Consider the following 15,461-nt stretch of genomic DNA (forward strand, 5'->3'; position numbering starts at 1 on the left):
CGTCCGCAGGTCGCGGGCTCACCCCCGCCGGTCGGCGGGGGTGCGGGGCCGCCGGATGGCGGGCCGGTGCCGGGATGCGGGCGGAGACGGGCGGGGCAGGGTGGCTCCGCTCGCCTCGGAACAGTGCGATGAGAAAGGGGCGGCCGGTGATCCGTGTCGCTGTGGTGGACGATGAGCGGCTCGTCAGGTCCGGGCTGCGGATGATTCTGGGGACCGCCCCGGACATCGAGATGGTCGCGGACTGCAGCGGCGCCGACGCCGTCGGGACGGTGCGCAGCAGCGGGGCCGAAGTCGTCCTGCTCGACATCCGGATGCCGGACGTGGACGGCCTGACCGTGCTGCGCCGGCTGCGCGCGGCCGAAGCGCCCCCGGCCGTCGCGATGCTGACCACCTTCGACGCCCAGGAGTACCTGACCGCGGCGCTGCGCGAGGGCGCGGACGGCTTCCTGCTCAAGGACTCCGATCCGGAGCAGCTGGTACGGGCCGTGCGCACCCTGGCGGCGGGCGGCAGCGTGCTGGATCCCGGCGTGACCCGCGCGGTGATCGGCGGCTATCTGACCGCCGAGGACCAGGTGGCCGCCGCGCAGGCCGTGCGCGCGCTGACGCCACGGGAGTCGGAGGTGCTCGCGCTGCTCGGCGAGGGGCTCGGCAACGCCCGGATCGCGGACCGGATCGGGCTGGCGCCCAGCACGGTCAAGGACCATGTCCGGGCGCTGCTCGCGAAGTTGGGCGGGATCAACCGCATCCAGGCCGCGATCGTCGCCGACCGCGCCGGGCTGGTCTCCGGGATACCCCGAGGGACGTGCTGACGATGGCGGAACCGGGGGCTTCCGAGGCCGCGCCCTGGCCGCGGCTGAACGGCACGGGACGGGCGGCGCGGTGGCTGCGGCGTACCGTCCCGGTGGCGGTCCCGATGCTGCTCGCCGTCGTCGACGCGCTGCTCGTCAACGGCCTCGAACTCCTCCTGGAACTGGCCGTTTCGCTGGTCGCGGCAACCGCGCTACTGCTGCGCCGCCGCTTCCCGCTGCTGGTGTTCCTCTTCACGCTCCCCGGGCTCTACATCGGCTACATCTGGTTCGCGCCGATGATCGCCCTCTACACGCTCGCCGCGCGCCGGCCCGGCCGGGTGCGGCTCGGCATCTGTGCGGCGCTGCTGATCGCGGCGCACTTCTTCCCGTATCCGATGTCGGACCTCGAACCGACCGCGTACCGCGAGAACACGCTGGTGCTGATCGACGCCTGCGTCACCTGCGCGGCGCCGATCGCGCTGGGACTGCTGGTCCGCACCCGCCGTGAACTGGCCGTGCGGGTCGAGGACCTGACCCGCAGCCTGCGCCGCGAGGACCGGCTGCTGGCCGACCGGGTGCAGGCGACCGAGCGCGCCAGGCTGGCCCGTGAGATGCACGACGTGGTGGCCCACCAGGTCAGCCTGATCAGTCTCCAGGCGGGCGCCGTGCAGGTCAGCACCGGGGACGAGGCGGCCCGCGCGGGCGCCAGGACGATAAGGGAACTGTCCGTGCGCACCCTGGAGGAGCTGCGGCACATGGTGGGTGTGCTGCGGGCGGCGGGCGGCACGGAGGAGACCGGCGGGCCTGCGCCGCAGCCCGATCTCGCCGAACTGCCGCGGCTGATCGAGATGAGCGGTCTTGCGGTGACGTACGAGGGCGGTGTGGTGGCGGGTTCGGGTGGTGCGCACGGTGCGAAGACGGTGGAACGGGCGGCGTTCCGGACGGTCCAGGAGGCGCTGACGAACGTCCGCAAGCACGCGCCGGGGGCACGGGTGCGGGTGCGGGTGGATCCGGTGGAGGGCGCGGGCCCGGAGGGGGCAGGTGCGGCGGACGGTCCGGGGCCCTGTGGTCTGCGGGTGGAGATCCGTAACGGGCCGCCGGACGAGACGGCGACGGCACCCGCACTGCCCGGGGGCGGGCACGGTCTGGTGGGGCTGCGCGAGCGGGCGCAGAGCCTCGGCGGCACGCTGGAGACGCGGCACACGTCCGAGGGCGGCTTCGTCGTACGGGCGGAATTCCCGTACGGGCCGGGGTGAATCCGGCTGCGGGGTCCTGGCCTGCGGGTCAGGCGGAGAGCGGTGCGGCGGTCTCGTCCACGGCGGTGTGCAGGTCGGGGTAGACCTCGAAGAGCCGGCGGACGCCGAGCGCGGCGAGCACACGGTTGACGTGGGAACCGTCGACGGCGCCCTGGGCGGGGAGGATCAGCCGCAGCCGGCCCTGGCACGACCGCATCAGGCGGCGCGCGGCGATCAGCACGCCGACCCCGCTGGAGTCGCAGAACCGCACGTCGGAGAGGTCGAGCACGACGCTGCGCCGGCCATCGGCCACCGCGTCGTGCACGTGCTGGCGCACCGCGGGCGAGGTGACCAGGTCCATTTCGCCGGACACTTGGAGTACGGCCCACCGGCCCTGTTCGTCTTCTGCGACCTTCAACGACACGCGCTCGAAGCCTTTCGCTCGCTTTCGGACCGGATGCCCCCGGATGTATCCGGAACTCACCCTTCCCCGGCTCGACTGCCCGGCCTCTCTGCCCTGAAACACTGCGGGTGCCGGGCGCACTGGGCCGTTCTCCCGTAAGGCTATGCCCAGGGCCGGGTCACCCTTCGCCAGATTTCGGTCACACCCGGGTAACGCATTACTCAATTGCGACAGGAACGATCCGCTTCGCTCTCCGGGGAACGGGAATTACCACCACAAAGTGACGACTCCCTTACCATCAGCGCCCGTCCGCCGGAGGGGTTTGCCGTAAAGGAGCATGCGTTGTCGGACCCTCGGACTACATTCGATGGCACGGCTGGGACACGGTTGACCGCGCGGGAGCGGAGTCGGCCGCGTGACGGCAGCAACTGCGGTGACCGACAGGGAGGGGGTCCGATGGGAAAGGACGCACCGCCGCGCTGGGACAGGCGGATGCAACAGCGGCTCGCTCGCGGTGAGGCGGCTGCGCTCGGCGAGCTGTACGACCGCTTCGCCTCTCTGGTGCACAGCCTCGCCCACCGCGTCCTGGCCGACGAGGACGCCGCCGACCGCATCACCCGCGAGGTCTTCGGCTACATCTGGGAGCATCCCGACTCCTACGACCCCAAGCAGGGCTCGCTGCGCTCCTGGGTCGCCACACTCACCCAGCACCAAGCCGTGCTCCGGCTACGGCAGGCCGAGGCCGAGACGGCCCGCGACGGCGGTGCCGACGCCCCCGCACCTGCAGAGATAGAGCAGAAGATCCGCGAAGCCTCCACGGCCGCCCGCGCCGACTACATCGTCACGTCCATGCCCGCGCCGCTGCGCGACGCCCTGGAGCTGGCCTACTTCCAGCGCAGGAACTACCGCCAGACCGCGGCCGACCTCGGCGTCACGGAGGACGAGGCGCGGCGCAGGCTCCGGCTCGGCCTGCAACTGCTGTCGACGGCCCACAACCACCAGGCGGTCCCGCCGGGGCCGTCGCGCGCCTCCCTGCCCTCCCCGTCGTCCCGCCCCTCCCAGCCGCCGCAGAGCCGCACCACGCCGTGCCGTTCCCAGACGGCACCGTGCACCGGGCCCGGCAGCGCCCCGCCACCCGGCGCCGACCCCGGACGGTCGCTTTGAACGGCCCGGAGGAGTACGACGGCTACGACCCGGAGGAGCGCGCAAGCTACGGCCGGCAGGAGCCGGACGGCGCGCATCCCGGCGAGGCGCGTGAGGACACCCGTGAGACCGGCGACGACCACGAGACGCACGACGGCCGCGAGACGCACGCCCCGCGCCGGCCCGGCGCACCCGGCCGCCCGTACCCCTCCGGGGGCCGCGGCGCACCGGGACCGGCCGCCAGACCCCGGATACCGGCACCCCGCACGGCGGCCGAGGACCGCGGCCCGCTGCCCGACGTGCCGCCCGCGTCCGGTGCCGCTCCCGGTGCCGCGGACGCTGCGGCGCGGCCAGGAACCGCCGGGCCGTGGGGCGACACCCTCGGGAAGCCCGGCGGTGCCGCCCGCCCGCAGGACGATGCGGCCGGGCCCGGGAGCGGGCACCCGCAGCAGCCCGACACCGCGCCCGTGGAGTCCGAATTGCCGCACCGGGTACTGAAATCGCTGCTCGGCGCCTGGGCACTGGCCGCCTGCTCGGCCGAGGAGACCACCGCGGTCGAGGCCCATCTGACGGACTGCGCCTCCTGCGCCGACGAGGCGCTGCGGCTGCGCAACGCCGTCGGCCTGCTGCATCCCGCCGACAACCTCGACCTCGATCCGCTGCTGCGCTCGCGGGTCCTGGAAGGCTGCCTGGGCCGCCGCCCGGCCCGTATACCCGTCCCCGAGTGGGCGGCTCCGTACGACGCGGAGACCGCCAAACTCGACGCGCTGTTGCGGGACATGGGCGAGGCCGAGTGGCGGGCGCCGGTGCGGCTGCGCTGGTTCGACGGCGAGCGGCCGGCGGCCCGCGAGACCACGGTCGCCGGGGTGATCGGGCATCTGATGGCGGTCGACGGCATGGTCGCCACGGCGCTCGGTCTCGCCGACCCGCTCGGCGCCGCCGCCCCTCCGGGCAGGGCGGGGCCCGCCGACCGCACGCAGACCCTCTGGCGGACGACGGACGGGCGTCCCGCCCCGCAGGAGACCCGCGAGCCCTGGCGCGAGCAGAGTCACGCCCTGATCAGAACGGCGTCCTTCGTCGGCCGCAGGGCGAGTGAACTGGCCGTCTCCTACGGCGAGTTCGGGCTGCCGCTGCGGGACGCGTTCCTGGACCGCGCCTTCGAGTGCTGGGTGCACGCGGGCGACATCGCGGAGGCGGTGGACTATCCGTACCGGACCCCGGCCGCCGGGCATCTGCACCACCTCGTCGACCTCGCGGCCCGGCTGCTGCCCAGCGCGCTGGCCGACCGCAGACGCGCCGGTCTCGCGGCGCCGCCGCAGCGGCTGGTCGAGGCGGGCGCCCCGGGCCGCACGCTCCATCTGGAGGTCGAGGGTGACGGTGGCGGGCACTGGTACATAGCGCTGGACTCCCCCGCCGCGCTGGGCACGCCGGACCGCACCGTCGCCCATATCGCGCTGGACGGCTCCGAGTTCTGCCAGCTGGCGGCCGGCCACATCTCCCCGGATGAGGCGGCGGCAGGCCAGTACGGCGAGCGCGAGGCCATCCGGGACGTGCTCTTCGCGACCGCGTCACTCTCCCGGCTCTGAGCCGGAAACGCCGTCCCGCCGCACCCCGGCGGGACGGCGGTCGGGCCCGCCCAGGACCTACGCGAAGACGACCGTGCGGGTGCCGTTGAGCAGCACCCGGTGCTCGCTGTGCCACTTCACCGCGCGGGCCAGCGCCTGGCACTCGACGTCGCGGCCGATCGCCACGAGCTGGTCGGGGGTGACGCCGTGGCCGACCCGCTCGACCTCCTGCTCGATGATCGGGCCCTCGTCGAGGTCGGCCGTCACGTAATGGGCCGTGGCACCGATGAGCTTCACACCGCGGGCGTGCGCCTGGTGGTACGGCCTGGCGCCCTTGAAGCTCGGGAGGAAGGAGTGGTGGATGTTGATGATCCGGCCGGACAGCGCCTGGCACAGGTCGTCGGAGAGCACCTGCATGTAGCGGGCGAGCACGACCAGCTCGATCCGCTCCTCGCGGACCAGCTCCAGCAGCTCACCCTCGGCCTCCGCCTTGGTGGCCTTGGTGACCGGAATGTGGCGGAACGGGATGCCGTACGAGCCGACCAGCTCGGCGAATTCCGTGTGGTTGGAGACCACCGCGGCGATCTCGACCGGCAGCGCCCCGATCCGGGAGCGGAAGAGCAGGTCGTTCAGGCAGTGCCCGAACTTGGACACCATCAGGACGATGCGCATCTTCTCCTCGGCCCGGTGGATCTGCCAGTCCATCCGGAAGGAGTCGCCCACCGCGGCGAAGCTGGCGCGCAGCTTCTCGACGTCGGTCTGTGCGTCCCCGCTGAAGTGCACCCGCATGAAGAACAGGCCGGTGTCGCGATCACCGAACTGCTGACTGTCCTCGATGTTGCAGCCCGTCATGAACAGGTAGCTGGAGACGGCGTGCACGATGCCGATTTTGTCGGGGCAGGACAGCGTGAGGACGTACTGGTGGATCAAGCCGTCCCGATCGTGGGGACCGCCGGTACCGGGTGTGGTGGACTGCGACTCGCTCATGACCTCATAGGGTCGCACACCCGGGCGGCTGCTCAGGCCGGGGCGCCGGCTCCGTGGGTCATCAGGGCCAGCACCTCAAGCGAGTGCGGCGGCGCGTCCGGATCGTCACCGTCGACCGCGGCCAGCCGGACATGCGCCTCGCGGGCCGCGCGTACCGCCTCGGGCCAGGCGTGGTGCTCGACGTACGCGGTGACCGGCGCGTCCGGCCCCACCTGGTGCATGATCCGCAGCACCCGCAGCACGGCGACGTCCACCAGGGCCGCTTCCTGGGTGTCCCGGAAGATCGTGCCGACGTATTTGTCCGCCGACCAGTTGTCCAGCCAGGTGTCCTCGACGAGCCGGTAGACGGCGTCGGTGACGTCTCCGTACCCCGGGCGGCCCGCCAGCCAGGTCTCGCGCTGGAAAACGGGGTCGGAGAGCATGTGCAGCGCGGAGCGCACATTGCTGCGCCAGCGCCACCACGGCATGTCGTTGAGTGGCATGGCGCCCATGGTGGTCGAGCGACGGCCGCGACGGGAAGACTTCTCCGAACCTTGCACAGTATTCGATCGTACGTTCCGCGCAGTGGATCATGCGCATCCCCCCGGAGTTCACCTCGACGTCACCGTCCGTTGACCCGACGTCACTCAGGCGTTCCGGGCGGGCCGGAAGGCTCCCGCTACATGACCGGACGGCGACGCCCTTCCCCCCGCCCCTCCCCGCACACCTCCTCCGCGGCCCGCGCCTCGATGGTGGCGTGCACGGCGGTCATCGCGTCGCTGCTCTCGGGCTGCGGCTCCCTCCCCGGCGCTTCGGGGGCGTCCGGGGAGAAGGAGCCGGTCACGGTGATGACCTGGGCGCCCGAGGGCACCGACACCACCAACATGCCCGGCATGCCGGCCATGGCGCAGACGTATGCGCGCTGGGTCAACGCCGACGGCGGCATCGCCGGCCACCCGCTGAAGGTGCTCACCTGCAACGACGGCAACGACTCGGCGGGCGCCACCCGGTGCGCGCAGCGCGCGGTCGACCGGGGCGCGGTCGCCGTCGTGGGTTCCTACAGCCAGTTCGGCCGCTCCTTCATCTCGCCCCTGGAGGTCAAGGGCATCCCGTTCATCGGCGGCTACGGCGCGTCGGACGAGGAGTTCGAGAGCCCGCTGTCCTATCCCGTCAACGGCGGCCAGGCGTCGCTGCTCGCCGGGAACGGCCGCCAGTTGGCGAGCAACTGCGAACGCGTCGCCCTGGTGCGGCCCGACACCATCCAGGGCGACCAGATGCCCTCACTCCTCAACTCCGGCCTCCAGCAGGGCCACCGCGCCCCGGTCACCGACATACGAGCGCCCGAGGACGGCACGGACTACGCCACCGAGGTGCGGCGGGCACTGGACGACGTCGGCGCCGACCCGGCCGTGTACGGCACCGCGCGGAACGGCGGCGAAGCGCCCGGCTCCTGCGTGACGGCCTCGCTCGGCGACCACACCGACGCCTTCTTCGACTCCTTCAGGCGGCTCCAGGAGGAGCGCCCCCAGGTGCACGTCGCCTCCGTGCTGGGCAGCGTCGGGCAGTCGCTGGTGAACCGTACGGGCGGCAGGTCGGGGCCGTTGGAGGGCGCGTACCTCACCGGCTGGTACCCGGTCGCCAGTGACCCGCGCTGGAATCCGATGCGCAAGGTCATCAACGACCACGCCTTCGGCGACAACCGCATCGACCCGGCCGACCAGGGTGTCCAGACGACCTGGATCGCCTACACCGTGCTGCGCTCCCTGGTGGAGCAGCTGGACGCGAAGGGCATCGAGGAGATCACCTCGCCCGCGCTCCAGAAGCTGCTGGACCGCGGCGACCACGCCATCGACACCGGCGGGCTGACCCCGAAGCTGCGCTGGCAGGCCGACGACATGCTCGCCGTCCAGGACTTCCCGCGCATCGTGAACGGCATGGTGACGTACCAGACCGTGGCGGACGGGCAGGTGCTCGCCGCGTCCGACGGGTTCGTGAACGTCACCAGGACGCTGGAGCGGCGCCGCACCGACCTCTGAGGCAGCGGGCGGGCGGCGCGTCCTGCCGCCGGATCAGAGATCGCCGGGCTTGCGCGCCGTCAGCCCGTACTTCTGCGCGATCGGGTTCCAGATCTTGGCCGCCTGCTCCTTGGACTTGGTCGCGGTGCCACTGGCCGCGGTGGCCTGCGCGGTCTGCTTGGTGTTACGGGCGTGGCCCTTGTGGCAGCCCTTCTTGCCGCCGACCTGACCGGCCCAGGCCGCGTAGTGGTTGTCGGCTGCGGCGGACGACTTCCACGCGGAGGTCAGCGCCGCGGTCAGCTCCGCGTGCTGCGGGATCTTGTCGACGGGCAGCTGCTGGAGCCGGGTGACCAGGTCGTTGCGCTGGGCCGCCGCGGACTTCAGGGCCTTGGCCGACTCGCCGAGCTTGTCGCAGCCGCGGATGCTCTGGACCGCGTTGACCACGGCGGAGCGGCTGTTGTTGCTGTCGCCGAGCAGCGCGTCGAGCTTCTTGGCCTGTTCCTGCGCCGGGTCGACGGTCGGCTTCGGCTCCGGCTTCTCCTCGGGTGCCTGCTCGGACGAGCCGCCGGTGTCCTTCTTCTTCGCGGCCTCGGCGCTGTCGCCGCCGCTGAGCGCCCAGCCGACGCCGAGCCCGGCGCCCGCCAGCACGACGACGATGATGCCCACGATCGCGACCGGGGCCAGCCGCTTGCGCCGCCCGCCCGACCCGTCGTCGTCATACGAGGGCTGCGGCTCGTAACCGCCGCCCTGCGGGGGGAAGTTCTGCGGCGCGTATCCCTGCTGCCCGGGGCCCGGCCGGCCGTACGGCGGCGGGGCCTGGTCGTCGAAGCGCGGCAGCTGGGCGGTGGCGTCCGGTACGTCACCCGGACGGCCCGCGGTGCCGGAATCCGTGCGGAAGAGCCCGTCGAACTCGGCGGGTGTCGGGCGGTCGGCCGGGGCTCCGGGCGGTGCGCCGAAGGGCGCGGCGGGCGGCGGGGCGCCGGGGCCGACCGGCGGGATCAGCTGCGTCGCCTCGGAGCCGTCCGGCGCACCGGCCGGCGGCTGCGGGGGCTGCTGCCCGTGGCCGGTCACGCGGTTCTTGGGCGGCTTGACGCTCCGCAGCATCTGCGTGGATTCGCCGGGGGTTTCGGGCCGCGCGGAGTTCTCGGGCGGCAGCGGCGCGGCGCCGGGCGGGCCGCCGTGCGCGCCGACGGGCGGGATGAGGGCGGTCGCATCGGCGTCGCCCGTGGCGGGCGGCATCGGGGCGGCGGGCTGCGGGGCGGCCTTCTCCAACTGGCCCGACGGCGGCTGCTGCGCCGCGTGCGGCTGCTGAAGCTGTTGCGGCTGTCCGTACGGCTGTTGCGGGGCGTACGGCTGCTGTCCGTAGGGCTGCGGCGGCTGCTGTCCGTAACCCTGTTGTCCGCCGAAACTCTGCTGTCCGCCGAGTGACTGCCCCTCGGGCGGCAGCGCACCGGACGGGGCCGCGCCTGGGCCGCCCTGCGCGGGCATCCCCTGCGTCCCGAAGGGAGGTATCAGGGCGGTCGCCTCGGCGTCGCCCGCGGCGGGCGGCATCGGGGCGGCGGGCTGCGGGGGTATCTGCGTCCCGGGCGCCTGGGGCTGCATCGGGGCCTGCGGCGGCATGGCGGGCGGCAGGGGCGGCGGGTCCGCCTGCAACGAGGGGAAGGCCATGCCCTGCTGGGGCTGCTGCGGCTGCTGGTACGGCTGCTGCGGCTGCGGCGCCCGGCCGTAGTCCTGGCCGTATCCCTGGGACTGGCCGTGATCCTGGGCCTGCCCCTGGCCGTACGGCTGCTGGGGGGCCTGCTGGTCGGGGCCCCAAGGCTGGCCCCAGGGCTGGCCGGCCGGCGGTGCGGCCTGCGGGGACGGCACCCACGGCTCACCGTTGGCGGGCAGCACCACACCCTCTCGCGCGGGACCGGCCGCAGAATCCTGCGGGTCGTGACCCTGTCCGCTCTGCGTCACCGGGACTCCTACCCTCTGCTGACCTACGGAATCGTCGGCTCACGCTACCGGGTCGCAGCAACGTTCGACCACGTCCCCTGGTCACCACCCCGCCCGCCCGGGGCGTCACGGGCCCGGCTCGCGTGGTGGGAACGGGCGGCCGGGCCCCGGGCGGTACCGCCCGGCCCCGGCCCGCCCCGTGTCATGCCACCGCGCGCAGCTCCAGCCGGGCGCCGAATTCCCTCACCACCGGCTCGTCCCGGTACGGTTCGAGCCGCTGCTGGAACTCGTCGAGGTACTCCGTGCCGCGGTGCGAGCGCAGCCCGCCGAGCAACTCGACGGCCCGGGTGGCCGTTTGGCAGGCCAGCTCGACCTCGCGTTGCTGCACCTGGGAGCCGGCCAGCAGGACGAGTCCGATGGCGCGGCGGCGGGCCCGGCCCGGCGGATGCCCGTCCAGCGCCTCCTGCGCGCGGGCGCCTGCCGCGGCGGCCTGGCCCAGGTCGCGGTGGCAGTGGGCGAGTTCATCGGCCAGATACGCCGGGGCGAAATGCCGGATCCAGTCCGGATCGTCCCCGGAGTCGGGTTTTCCTTCGGCGCATTCCATCGCGGTCAGCGCGTGCGCGGCGACCGCCTGGAAAGCCCGGCCGTCCCCCATCAGCGCGTGCCCGCGCGCCTCCGCGGCGCAGAACATCGCCTCGGCGCGCGGCGTGACCTGCCCGCGCGCGCCTTCCTGAGCGGCCCGCGCGAGCTGGGAGATCTCCCGCGGGTTGCCCAGTGACGCGGCGAGGTGGCTCATGCTCGCGGCCAGCACGTAGCCGCCGTAGCCGCGGTCGCCCGCCGCCTGCGCCAGGCGCAGCGCCTGGATGTAGTAGCGCTGGGCGAGCCCGGCCTGGCCGGTGTCGACGGCCATGTAGCCGGCCAGTTCCGTCAACCGCGCGACGGCGGCGAACAGTTCGCGTCCGACGGATTCCCGGTACGAACCGGCGAGCAGTCCTGACACCACGCTGTTGAGGTAGTGGACGACGACCGGCCTGACGTGTCCGCTGCCGAATTGGTGGTCGAGTTCGCCGAGCGCCGTGGTCATGGCGCGTACCGCTTCGACGTCGGCGAGCCCGACCCGTGCCCCCGCGCTGCGGGCGACCTGGGCGTCCGCACCGCTGATCAGCCAGTCACGGCTGGGTTCCACGAGCGCGGACGCCGCGACCGTCGAGCCGCTGAGGAAGTCGCGGCGGCCGACATCGCTGCGCCACAGTTCGCAGACCTGCTCGATCGCGCCGACCACGGTCGGCGAGAACTGGAGCCCCACACCGGACGCCAGGTTCTTGCCGTCCGCCATCCCGATCTCGTCGATGGTGACCGTGCGGCCGAGCTTGCGGCCCAGCGACTCGGCGATGATGGCCGGGGCCCGGCCGCGCGGCTGCTGTCCGCGCAGCCAACGGGCCACCGAGGTCTTGTCGTACCTCAGGTCGAGGCCGTGTTCGGCGCCGCACATGTTGACGCGGCGGGCGAGCCCGGCGTTGGAGCAGGCGGCTTCCTGGATGAGCGCCTGCAGCCTCTCATTGGGCTGCCGCGCGACGAGTGGCCTTGCGGCCATGCTGTACCCCCTGTTGCTGCTGCGCGTTCACCGTCGAACGCCATTGACCCCGATCAATTCCCCACAGATATCCCGGATATCCGAGACACACCGGATACGAGCGATAAGTGTGATGCGAGCGATGCCCGGGATGTACGGGGCTCCCCTGCCCCTGCCGCATCCCGCGCGAGGTGCTCGCTCGGTGCCGGCTCGCGTACCTGCCGCGGTGGTGAACGATGAAAAGAGGTGGTGGCGCGCGGTGTTGCGGGATTTCGACGCCGCCGCGGCGCCCTGGGTGCGGCCCTGGTGCACGGCGCGGCTGCCGCCGGGCGGCCCCTCCGCCCGGCACGCGGGTGGCTACCCGCTTCCGGTGTCACTCCCGCATACGCGCCCCCACCGGTGCTCCCATGCGCCCCACGTGCACAGACGATGCGCCGGGAGGAGCACGTTTCGCCGTAACCCTTGGCGTCAAGGAGAGTTGACCCCGGTGTGAACAAGACCATCGGAGTCACCGAAGCCGTACAGATCCCGACGCAGCGCGGCGAGCAGCTGCCCGACATCGCGGCGCGGTACGCGGAGGACCGGCATTGGGACGTGTTCGCCGGTGCCTGGCTGGAGGACAACGGCCGGTCGCTGCGGTGCTCGTGCGGGGCCACCGACTGCGCGGCGCCCGGCGCGCACCCCGTCGCCGCCGACTGGGCGGGCCAGGCCAGCGGCAGCGCTCCCGCCGTCCGCCGGATGTGGGCGAAGGAGCCGCGGGCGTCGATCCTGCTGCCGACGGGCCGTTCGTTCGAGGCGCTCGACGTGCCGGAGACCGCGGGCTGCCTGGCGCTGGCCCGGATGGAACGGATGGACGTGCCGCTGGGCCCGGTGACCCGCACCCCGGGGCGCCGGATGCTCTTCCTCGTCCTTCCCGGTGCCGGGACGAAGGTGCACTCGCTGATCCGTGGCCTGGGCCGCCAGCCGGCCACGCTGGATCTGATCTGCCGCGGCGAGGGCGAGTACATCGCGGCGCCGCCGACCCGTATCGGGGCGCACGGCGCGGTCCAGTGGGCGCGGCGCCCCACATCGGCCAACCGCTGGCTGCCGGACGCCGAGGAGCTGATCAGCCAGCTCGCCTACGCGTGCTCGCGCGACGGGTCGGCCGGCCCGGCCCGCTGAGCCCCTGACAGCGCCCCCGTCCACCTGTAGCTGCGGGCGCAGGCTCCCCGGCCCGAGCACCACCCCGCCCGTATCGTGGGACGCCGACGGGGGCACGTACGGCCCCTGCGGGGACGTCGAAGGGCGGGGCCGGTGACGAACGAGCCGGAGCAGAACACGGGGCGGGCCGAGGGCGACGGGGGACGGGCCGGTGCGGCGCCAAGTGGTGCGGCGGGGCGAACCGGTGGCGGCACGACCGCGCCGCCCGCCGTACGGATCCAGGGCCTCACGAAGCGGTTCGGCACCCAGGTCGCCGTCGCCGGCATCGATCTGACGCTGCCGGCCGGCCGGTTCATCGGGCTCGTCGGGCCCAACGGCGCCGGCAAGACCACGACGTTGTCGATGGTGACAGGGCTGCTGCGGCCGGATTCCGGGCAGGTCGAGATCGGCGGGCACGACGTCTGGCAGGACCCGGTGGCGGTCAAGTCCCGGATCGGGGTGCTGCCCGAGGGGCTGCGGCTCTTCGAGCGGCTGTCGGGGCGCGAACTCCTTGGCTACATCGGGCGGTTGCGGGGGCTGCCCGGCGACGAGGTCGACAAGCGTGCGGCCCAGCTCCTTGACGTACTCGATCTCTCCGGCTCGCAGAACAAGCTGGTCGTCGACTACTCGACCGGTATGCGCAAGAAGATCGGGCTGGCCGCCGCGCTGCTGCACAACCCCGAGATCCTCTTCCTCGACGAGCCGTTCGAGGGTGTCGACCCGGTGTCGGCGCAGACCATCCGCGGCGTCCTGGAGCGCTACACCTCATCCGGGGCGACGGTGATCTTCTCCAGCCATGTGATGGAGCTGGTCGAGTCGCTGTGCGACTGGGTGGCGGTGATCGCCGCCGGACGCATCCGGGCGCAGGGCACGCTCGCCGAGGTACGCGGCGAAGCCCCCTCGCTCCAGGAGGCGTTCCTCGAACTGGTCGGCGCCGGCCGCAGGCGTGCCGGGCAGAACCTCGACTGGCTGGGTGGCGGCGCCCGATGAGCACCGAATCCCTGACCGGAGGACCGGCGCTCACGCCGCTGTTCGTCCGGCTGAAGCTGTCCCTGCTGCGCAACGGCCTGCGGCAGTCGCCCGGCCGTACCGCCGCCTACATCGCGTCCATCGTGGTCGGCCTGCTGTTCGCGGCGGCCGTGGTGGTGGGTCTTGTCGCGCTGCGCGGCAATGCGCACGTCGGCGCGCTGGCCGTGCTGCTCACCGGGATCCTCACCCTGGGGTGGGCGGTCATGCCGCTGTTCTTCCCTTCCGGTGACGAGACGCTGGACCCGACGCGTCTTGTGATGCTGCCGCTGCGGCCCCGGCCGCTGATCGTCTCGCTGCTGACGGCTTCGCTGGTCGGTATCGGCCCGTTCGTCACCCTCGCGCTGACGGCGGGTGCGGCCGTTGCGGTGGCCGACGGCACGGTCGCCGCGGTCGTCGCGGTGCTCGCCGTGGCCCTGGTGGTGCTGGTGTGCGTCGCGCTGGCGCGGGCCGTCGCGACGGCATCGGTGCGGCTGCTGACCAGCCGCAGGGGCCGCGATCTCGCCGTGCTGAGCGGCCTGTTCATCGCGATCGGCGGCCAGGGTGTCAACATCGCCGCCCAGAAGCTGGGGAGTCCGGACGGGCTGTCCGTACTGGAGCCGCTGGGCGACGTGCTGCGCTGGGTGCCGCCGGCCTCGGCGGTGAGCGCCGTCGAGGACGCCGGGCACGGGGCGTACGGCCGGGCGGCGGCGGGGCTCGCGCTGACGGTGCTGGCGCTGGTGCTGCTCCTGTGGTGGTGGCAGCGGACCCTGACCACCCTGATGACGTCCCCCGATTCGTCGACCCTCCAGGCCGTGGAGAAGGACAGCGGGCGGGTTTCGGACGGCAAGGTGCGCGGACCTGCCCGGCTGCTTCCGGGCGGCCGTACGGGCACGGTCATGCTGCGGACGCTGCGCTACGCGTGGCGCGATCCCAAGTCGAAGATGTCCTGGGCGACATCGATCGGCGTGGGTCTGCTGGTGCCCGTGGTGTATTCGGTGCAGGGGAACGGCTCGATCTACACCGCGTTCTCGGCGTCCGCGCTGCTCGGCATGCAGATGTACAACCAGTTCGGGCAGGACACCTCGGCGTTCTGGATGGTCGCGTCGGCCATCGCCACGCCGCGGGACGCCTATTTGGAACTGCGGGCGCGCGCCCTCGCGTTGAGCCTGGTGGCGACGCCGTACGTGACGCTGGTCGTGATCGGCACCGCGGCGTTCCTCGACGACTGGTCCTCCTTCCTGGAGGTCTACGGCCTGTCGCTGGCCCTGCTGGGCGCGCTGGTGGCGACGGGCGCGCTCTCATCGGCGCTGTTCCCGTACTCCATTCCGTCCGAAGGCAACAAGAGCGTCGCGCCGGGGCAGGCGTCCATCGCGTGGTTCAGCCTGTTCGGCGGCGTGCTGGTGGGCACGGTCCTGAGCCTGCCGCTGCTGGCACTGACCATCTGGCTGCACGTCGCGGGGAAGCACGACCTGTTGTGGGTGCTGCTGCCGATCGGTGCGCTCTACGGCGTGGGGGCCGCGCAGTTGGGGCTGCGGGTGGCGGCTCCCCGGGTGGTCAGGCGGCTGCCGGAGATCCTGGCCGCGGTCAGCAAGGGCTGAGCCGTTCCGGCCGGGGCGGCGGGCGCATCCGGCCTGGCGGCGGGGCGTTG

12 protein-coding genes and 1 pseudogene are annotated in these 15,461 nt (G+C 73.1%); 8 read left to right on the forward strand and 5 right to left on the reverse strand.

Features of this window, described 5'->3' with window-relative positions; genetic code table 11:
- The first annotated feature begins 146 nt into the window (after positions 1–146).
- Together ACGFNI_RS28060 and ACGFNI_RS28065 are read left to right on the forward strand one after the other, a co-directional pair.
- The gene (locus ACGFNI_RS28060) at positions 147–809 is read left to right on the forward strand and encodes a response regulator (RefSeq protein ID WP_393687459.1); all 663 of its coding nucleotides are present in this window, start codon (positions 147–149) and stop codon (positions 807–809) included.
- 2 nt (positions 810–811) lie between these two features.
- Entirely contained in the window at positions 812–2,044 is a 1,233-nt protein-coding gene (locus ACGFNI_RS28065) for a sensor histidine kinase (RefSeq protein WP_393687564.1), read from the forward strand.
- A gap of 28 nt (positions 2,045–2,072) precedes the next feature.
- Here the strand turns inward: ACGFNI_RS28065 and ACGFNI_RS28070 are convergent, their stop codons facing one another.
- Positions 2,073–2,447 carry an STAS domain-containing protein gene (locus tag ACGFNI_RS28070; protein ID WP_393687460.1) on the reverse strand — a complete coding sequence of 125 codons (375 nt, stop codon included), beginning with the start codon at positions 2,445–2,447 and terminating at the stop codon, positions 2,073–2,075.
- Positions 2,448–2,882: 435 nt separating this feature from the next.
- Here ACGFNI_RS28070 and ACGFNI_RS28075 point away from each other — a divergent pair.
- Together ACGFNI_RS28075 and ACGFNI_RS28080 are read left to right on the forward strand one after the other, a co-directional pair.
- Positions 2,883–3,455: pseudogene (locus ACGFNI_RS28075) on the forward strand (sigma-70 family RNA polymerase sigma factor); the annotation flags it as partial.
- A 131-nt stretch (positions 3,456–3,586) separates the two neighbouring features.
- Entirely contained in the window at positions 3,587–5,155 is a 1,569-nt protein-coding gene (locus ACGFNI_RS28080) for a zf-HC2 domain-containing protein (RefSeq protein WP_393687461.1), read from the forward strand.
- Between the two features lie 57 nt (positions 5,156–5,212).
- Here ACGFNI_RS28080 and purU read toward each other — a convergent pair whose 3' ends face one another.
- Entirely contained in the window at positions 5,213–6,121 is a 909-nt protein-coding gene (gene purU / locus ACGFNI_RS28085; RefSeq protein ID WP_393687462.1) for a formyltetrahydrofolate deformylase, read from the reverse strand.
- Positions 6,122–6,153: 32 nt separating this feature from the next.
- Positions 6,154–6,603 carry a hypothetical protein gene (locus ACGFNI_RS28090; RefSeq protein WP_393687463.1) on the reverse strand — a complete coding sequence of 150 codons (450 nt, stop codon included), beginning with the start codon at positions 6,601–6,603 and terminating at the stop codon, positions 6,154–6,156.
- A gap of 180 nt (positions 6,604–6,783) precedes the next feature.
- On the opposite strand from ACGFNI_RS28090, the gene ACGFNI_RS28095 reads away from it, so the two are divergent.
- Complete coding sequence (locus tag ACGFNI_RS28095; RefSeq protein ID WP_393687464.1) at positions 6,784–8,136, forward strand: ABC transporter substrate-binding protein; 1,353 nt, start codon at positions 6,784–6,786, stop codon at positions 8,134–8,136.
- Positions 8,137–8,169: 33 nt separating this feature from the next.
- On the opposite strand, the gene ACGFNI_RS28100 is transcribed toward ACGFNI_RS28095, so the two are convergent.
- Together ACGFNI_RS28100 and ACGFNI_RS28105 are read right to left on the reverse strand one after the other, a co-directional pair.
- Positions 8,170–10,074 carry a hypothetical protein gene (locus ACGFNI_RS28100; RefSeq protein ID WP_393687465.1) on the reverse strand — a complete coding sequence of 635 codons (1,905 nt, stop codon included), beginning with the start codon at positions 10,072–10,074 and terminating at the stop codon, positions 8,170–8,172.
- A 181-nt stretch (positions 10,075–10,255) separates the two neighbouring features.
- Entirely contained in the window at positions 10,256–11,647 is a 1,392-nt protein-coding gene (locus ACGFNI_RS28105) for a transcriptional regulator (RefSeq protein ID WP_393687466.1), read from the reverse strand.
- Positions 11,648–12,115: 468 nt separating this feature from the next.
- On the opposite strand from ACGFNI_RS28105, the gene ACGFNI_RS28110 reads away from it, so the two are divergent.
- The 3 genes from ACGFNI_RS28110 to ACGFNI_RS28120 all read left to right on the forward strand — a co-directional run bounded on the left by ACGFNI_RS28110 (position 12,116) and on the right by ACGFNI_RS28120 (position 15,411).
- Entirely contained in the window at positions 12,116–12,787 is a 672-nt protein-coding gene (locus ACGFNI_RS28110) for a bifunctional DNA primase/polymerase (protein WP_393687467.1), read from the forward strand.
- A gap of 132 nt (positions 12,788–12,919) precedes the next feature.
- Positions 12,920–13,795, forward strand: a complete 876-nt coding sequence (locus tag ACGFNI_RS28115) for an ABC transporter ATP-binding protein (RefSeq protein WP_393687468.1) — start codon at positions 12,920–12,922, stop codon at positions 13,793–13,795.
- Positions 13,792–15,411: a transporter gene (locus tag ACGFNI_RS28120; RefSeq protein WP_393687469.1), complete on the forward strand. Its 1,620-nt coding sequence runs from the start codon at positions 13,792–13,794 to the stop codon at positions 15,409–15,411. Before ACGFNI_RS28115 ends, ACGFNI_RS28120 begins: the two co-directional genes overlap by 4 nt.
- Positions 15,412–15,461 lie beyond the last annotated feature (50 nt).

The sequence above is a fragment of the Streptomyces sp. NPDC048644 genome, from assembly GCF_043199105.1.
Classification (GTDB): domain Bacteria; phylum Actinomycetota; class Actinomycetes; order Streptomycetales; family Streptomycetaceae; genus Streptomyces.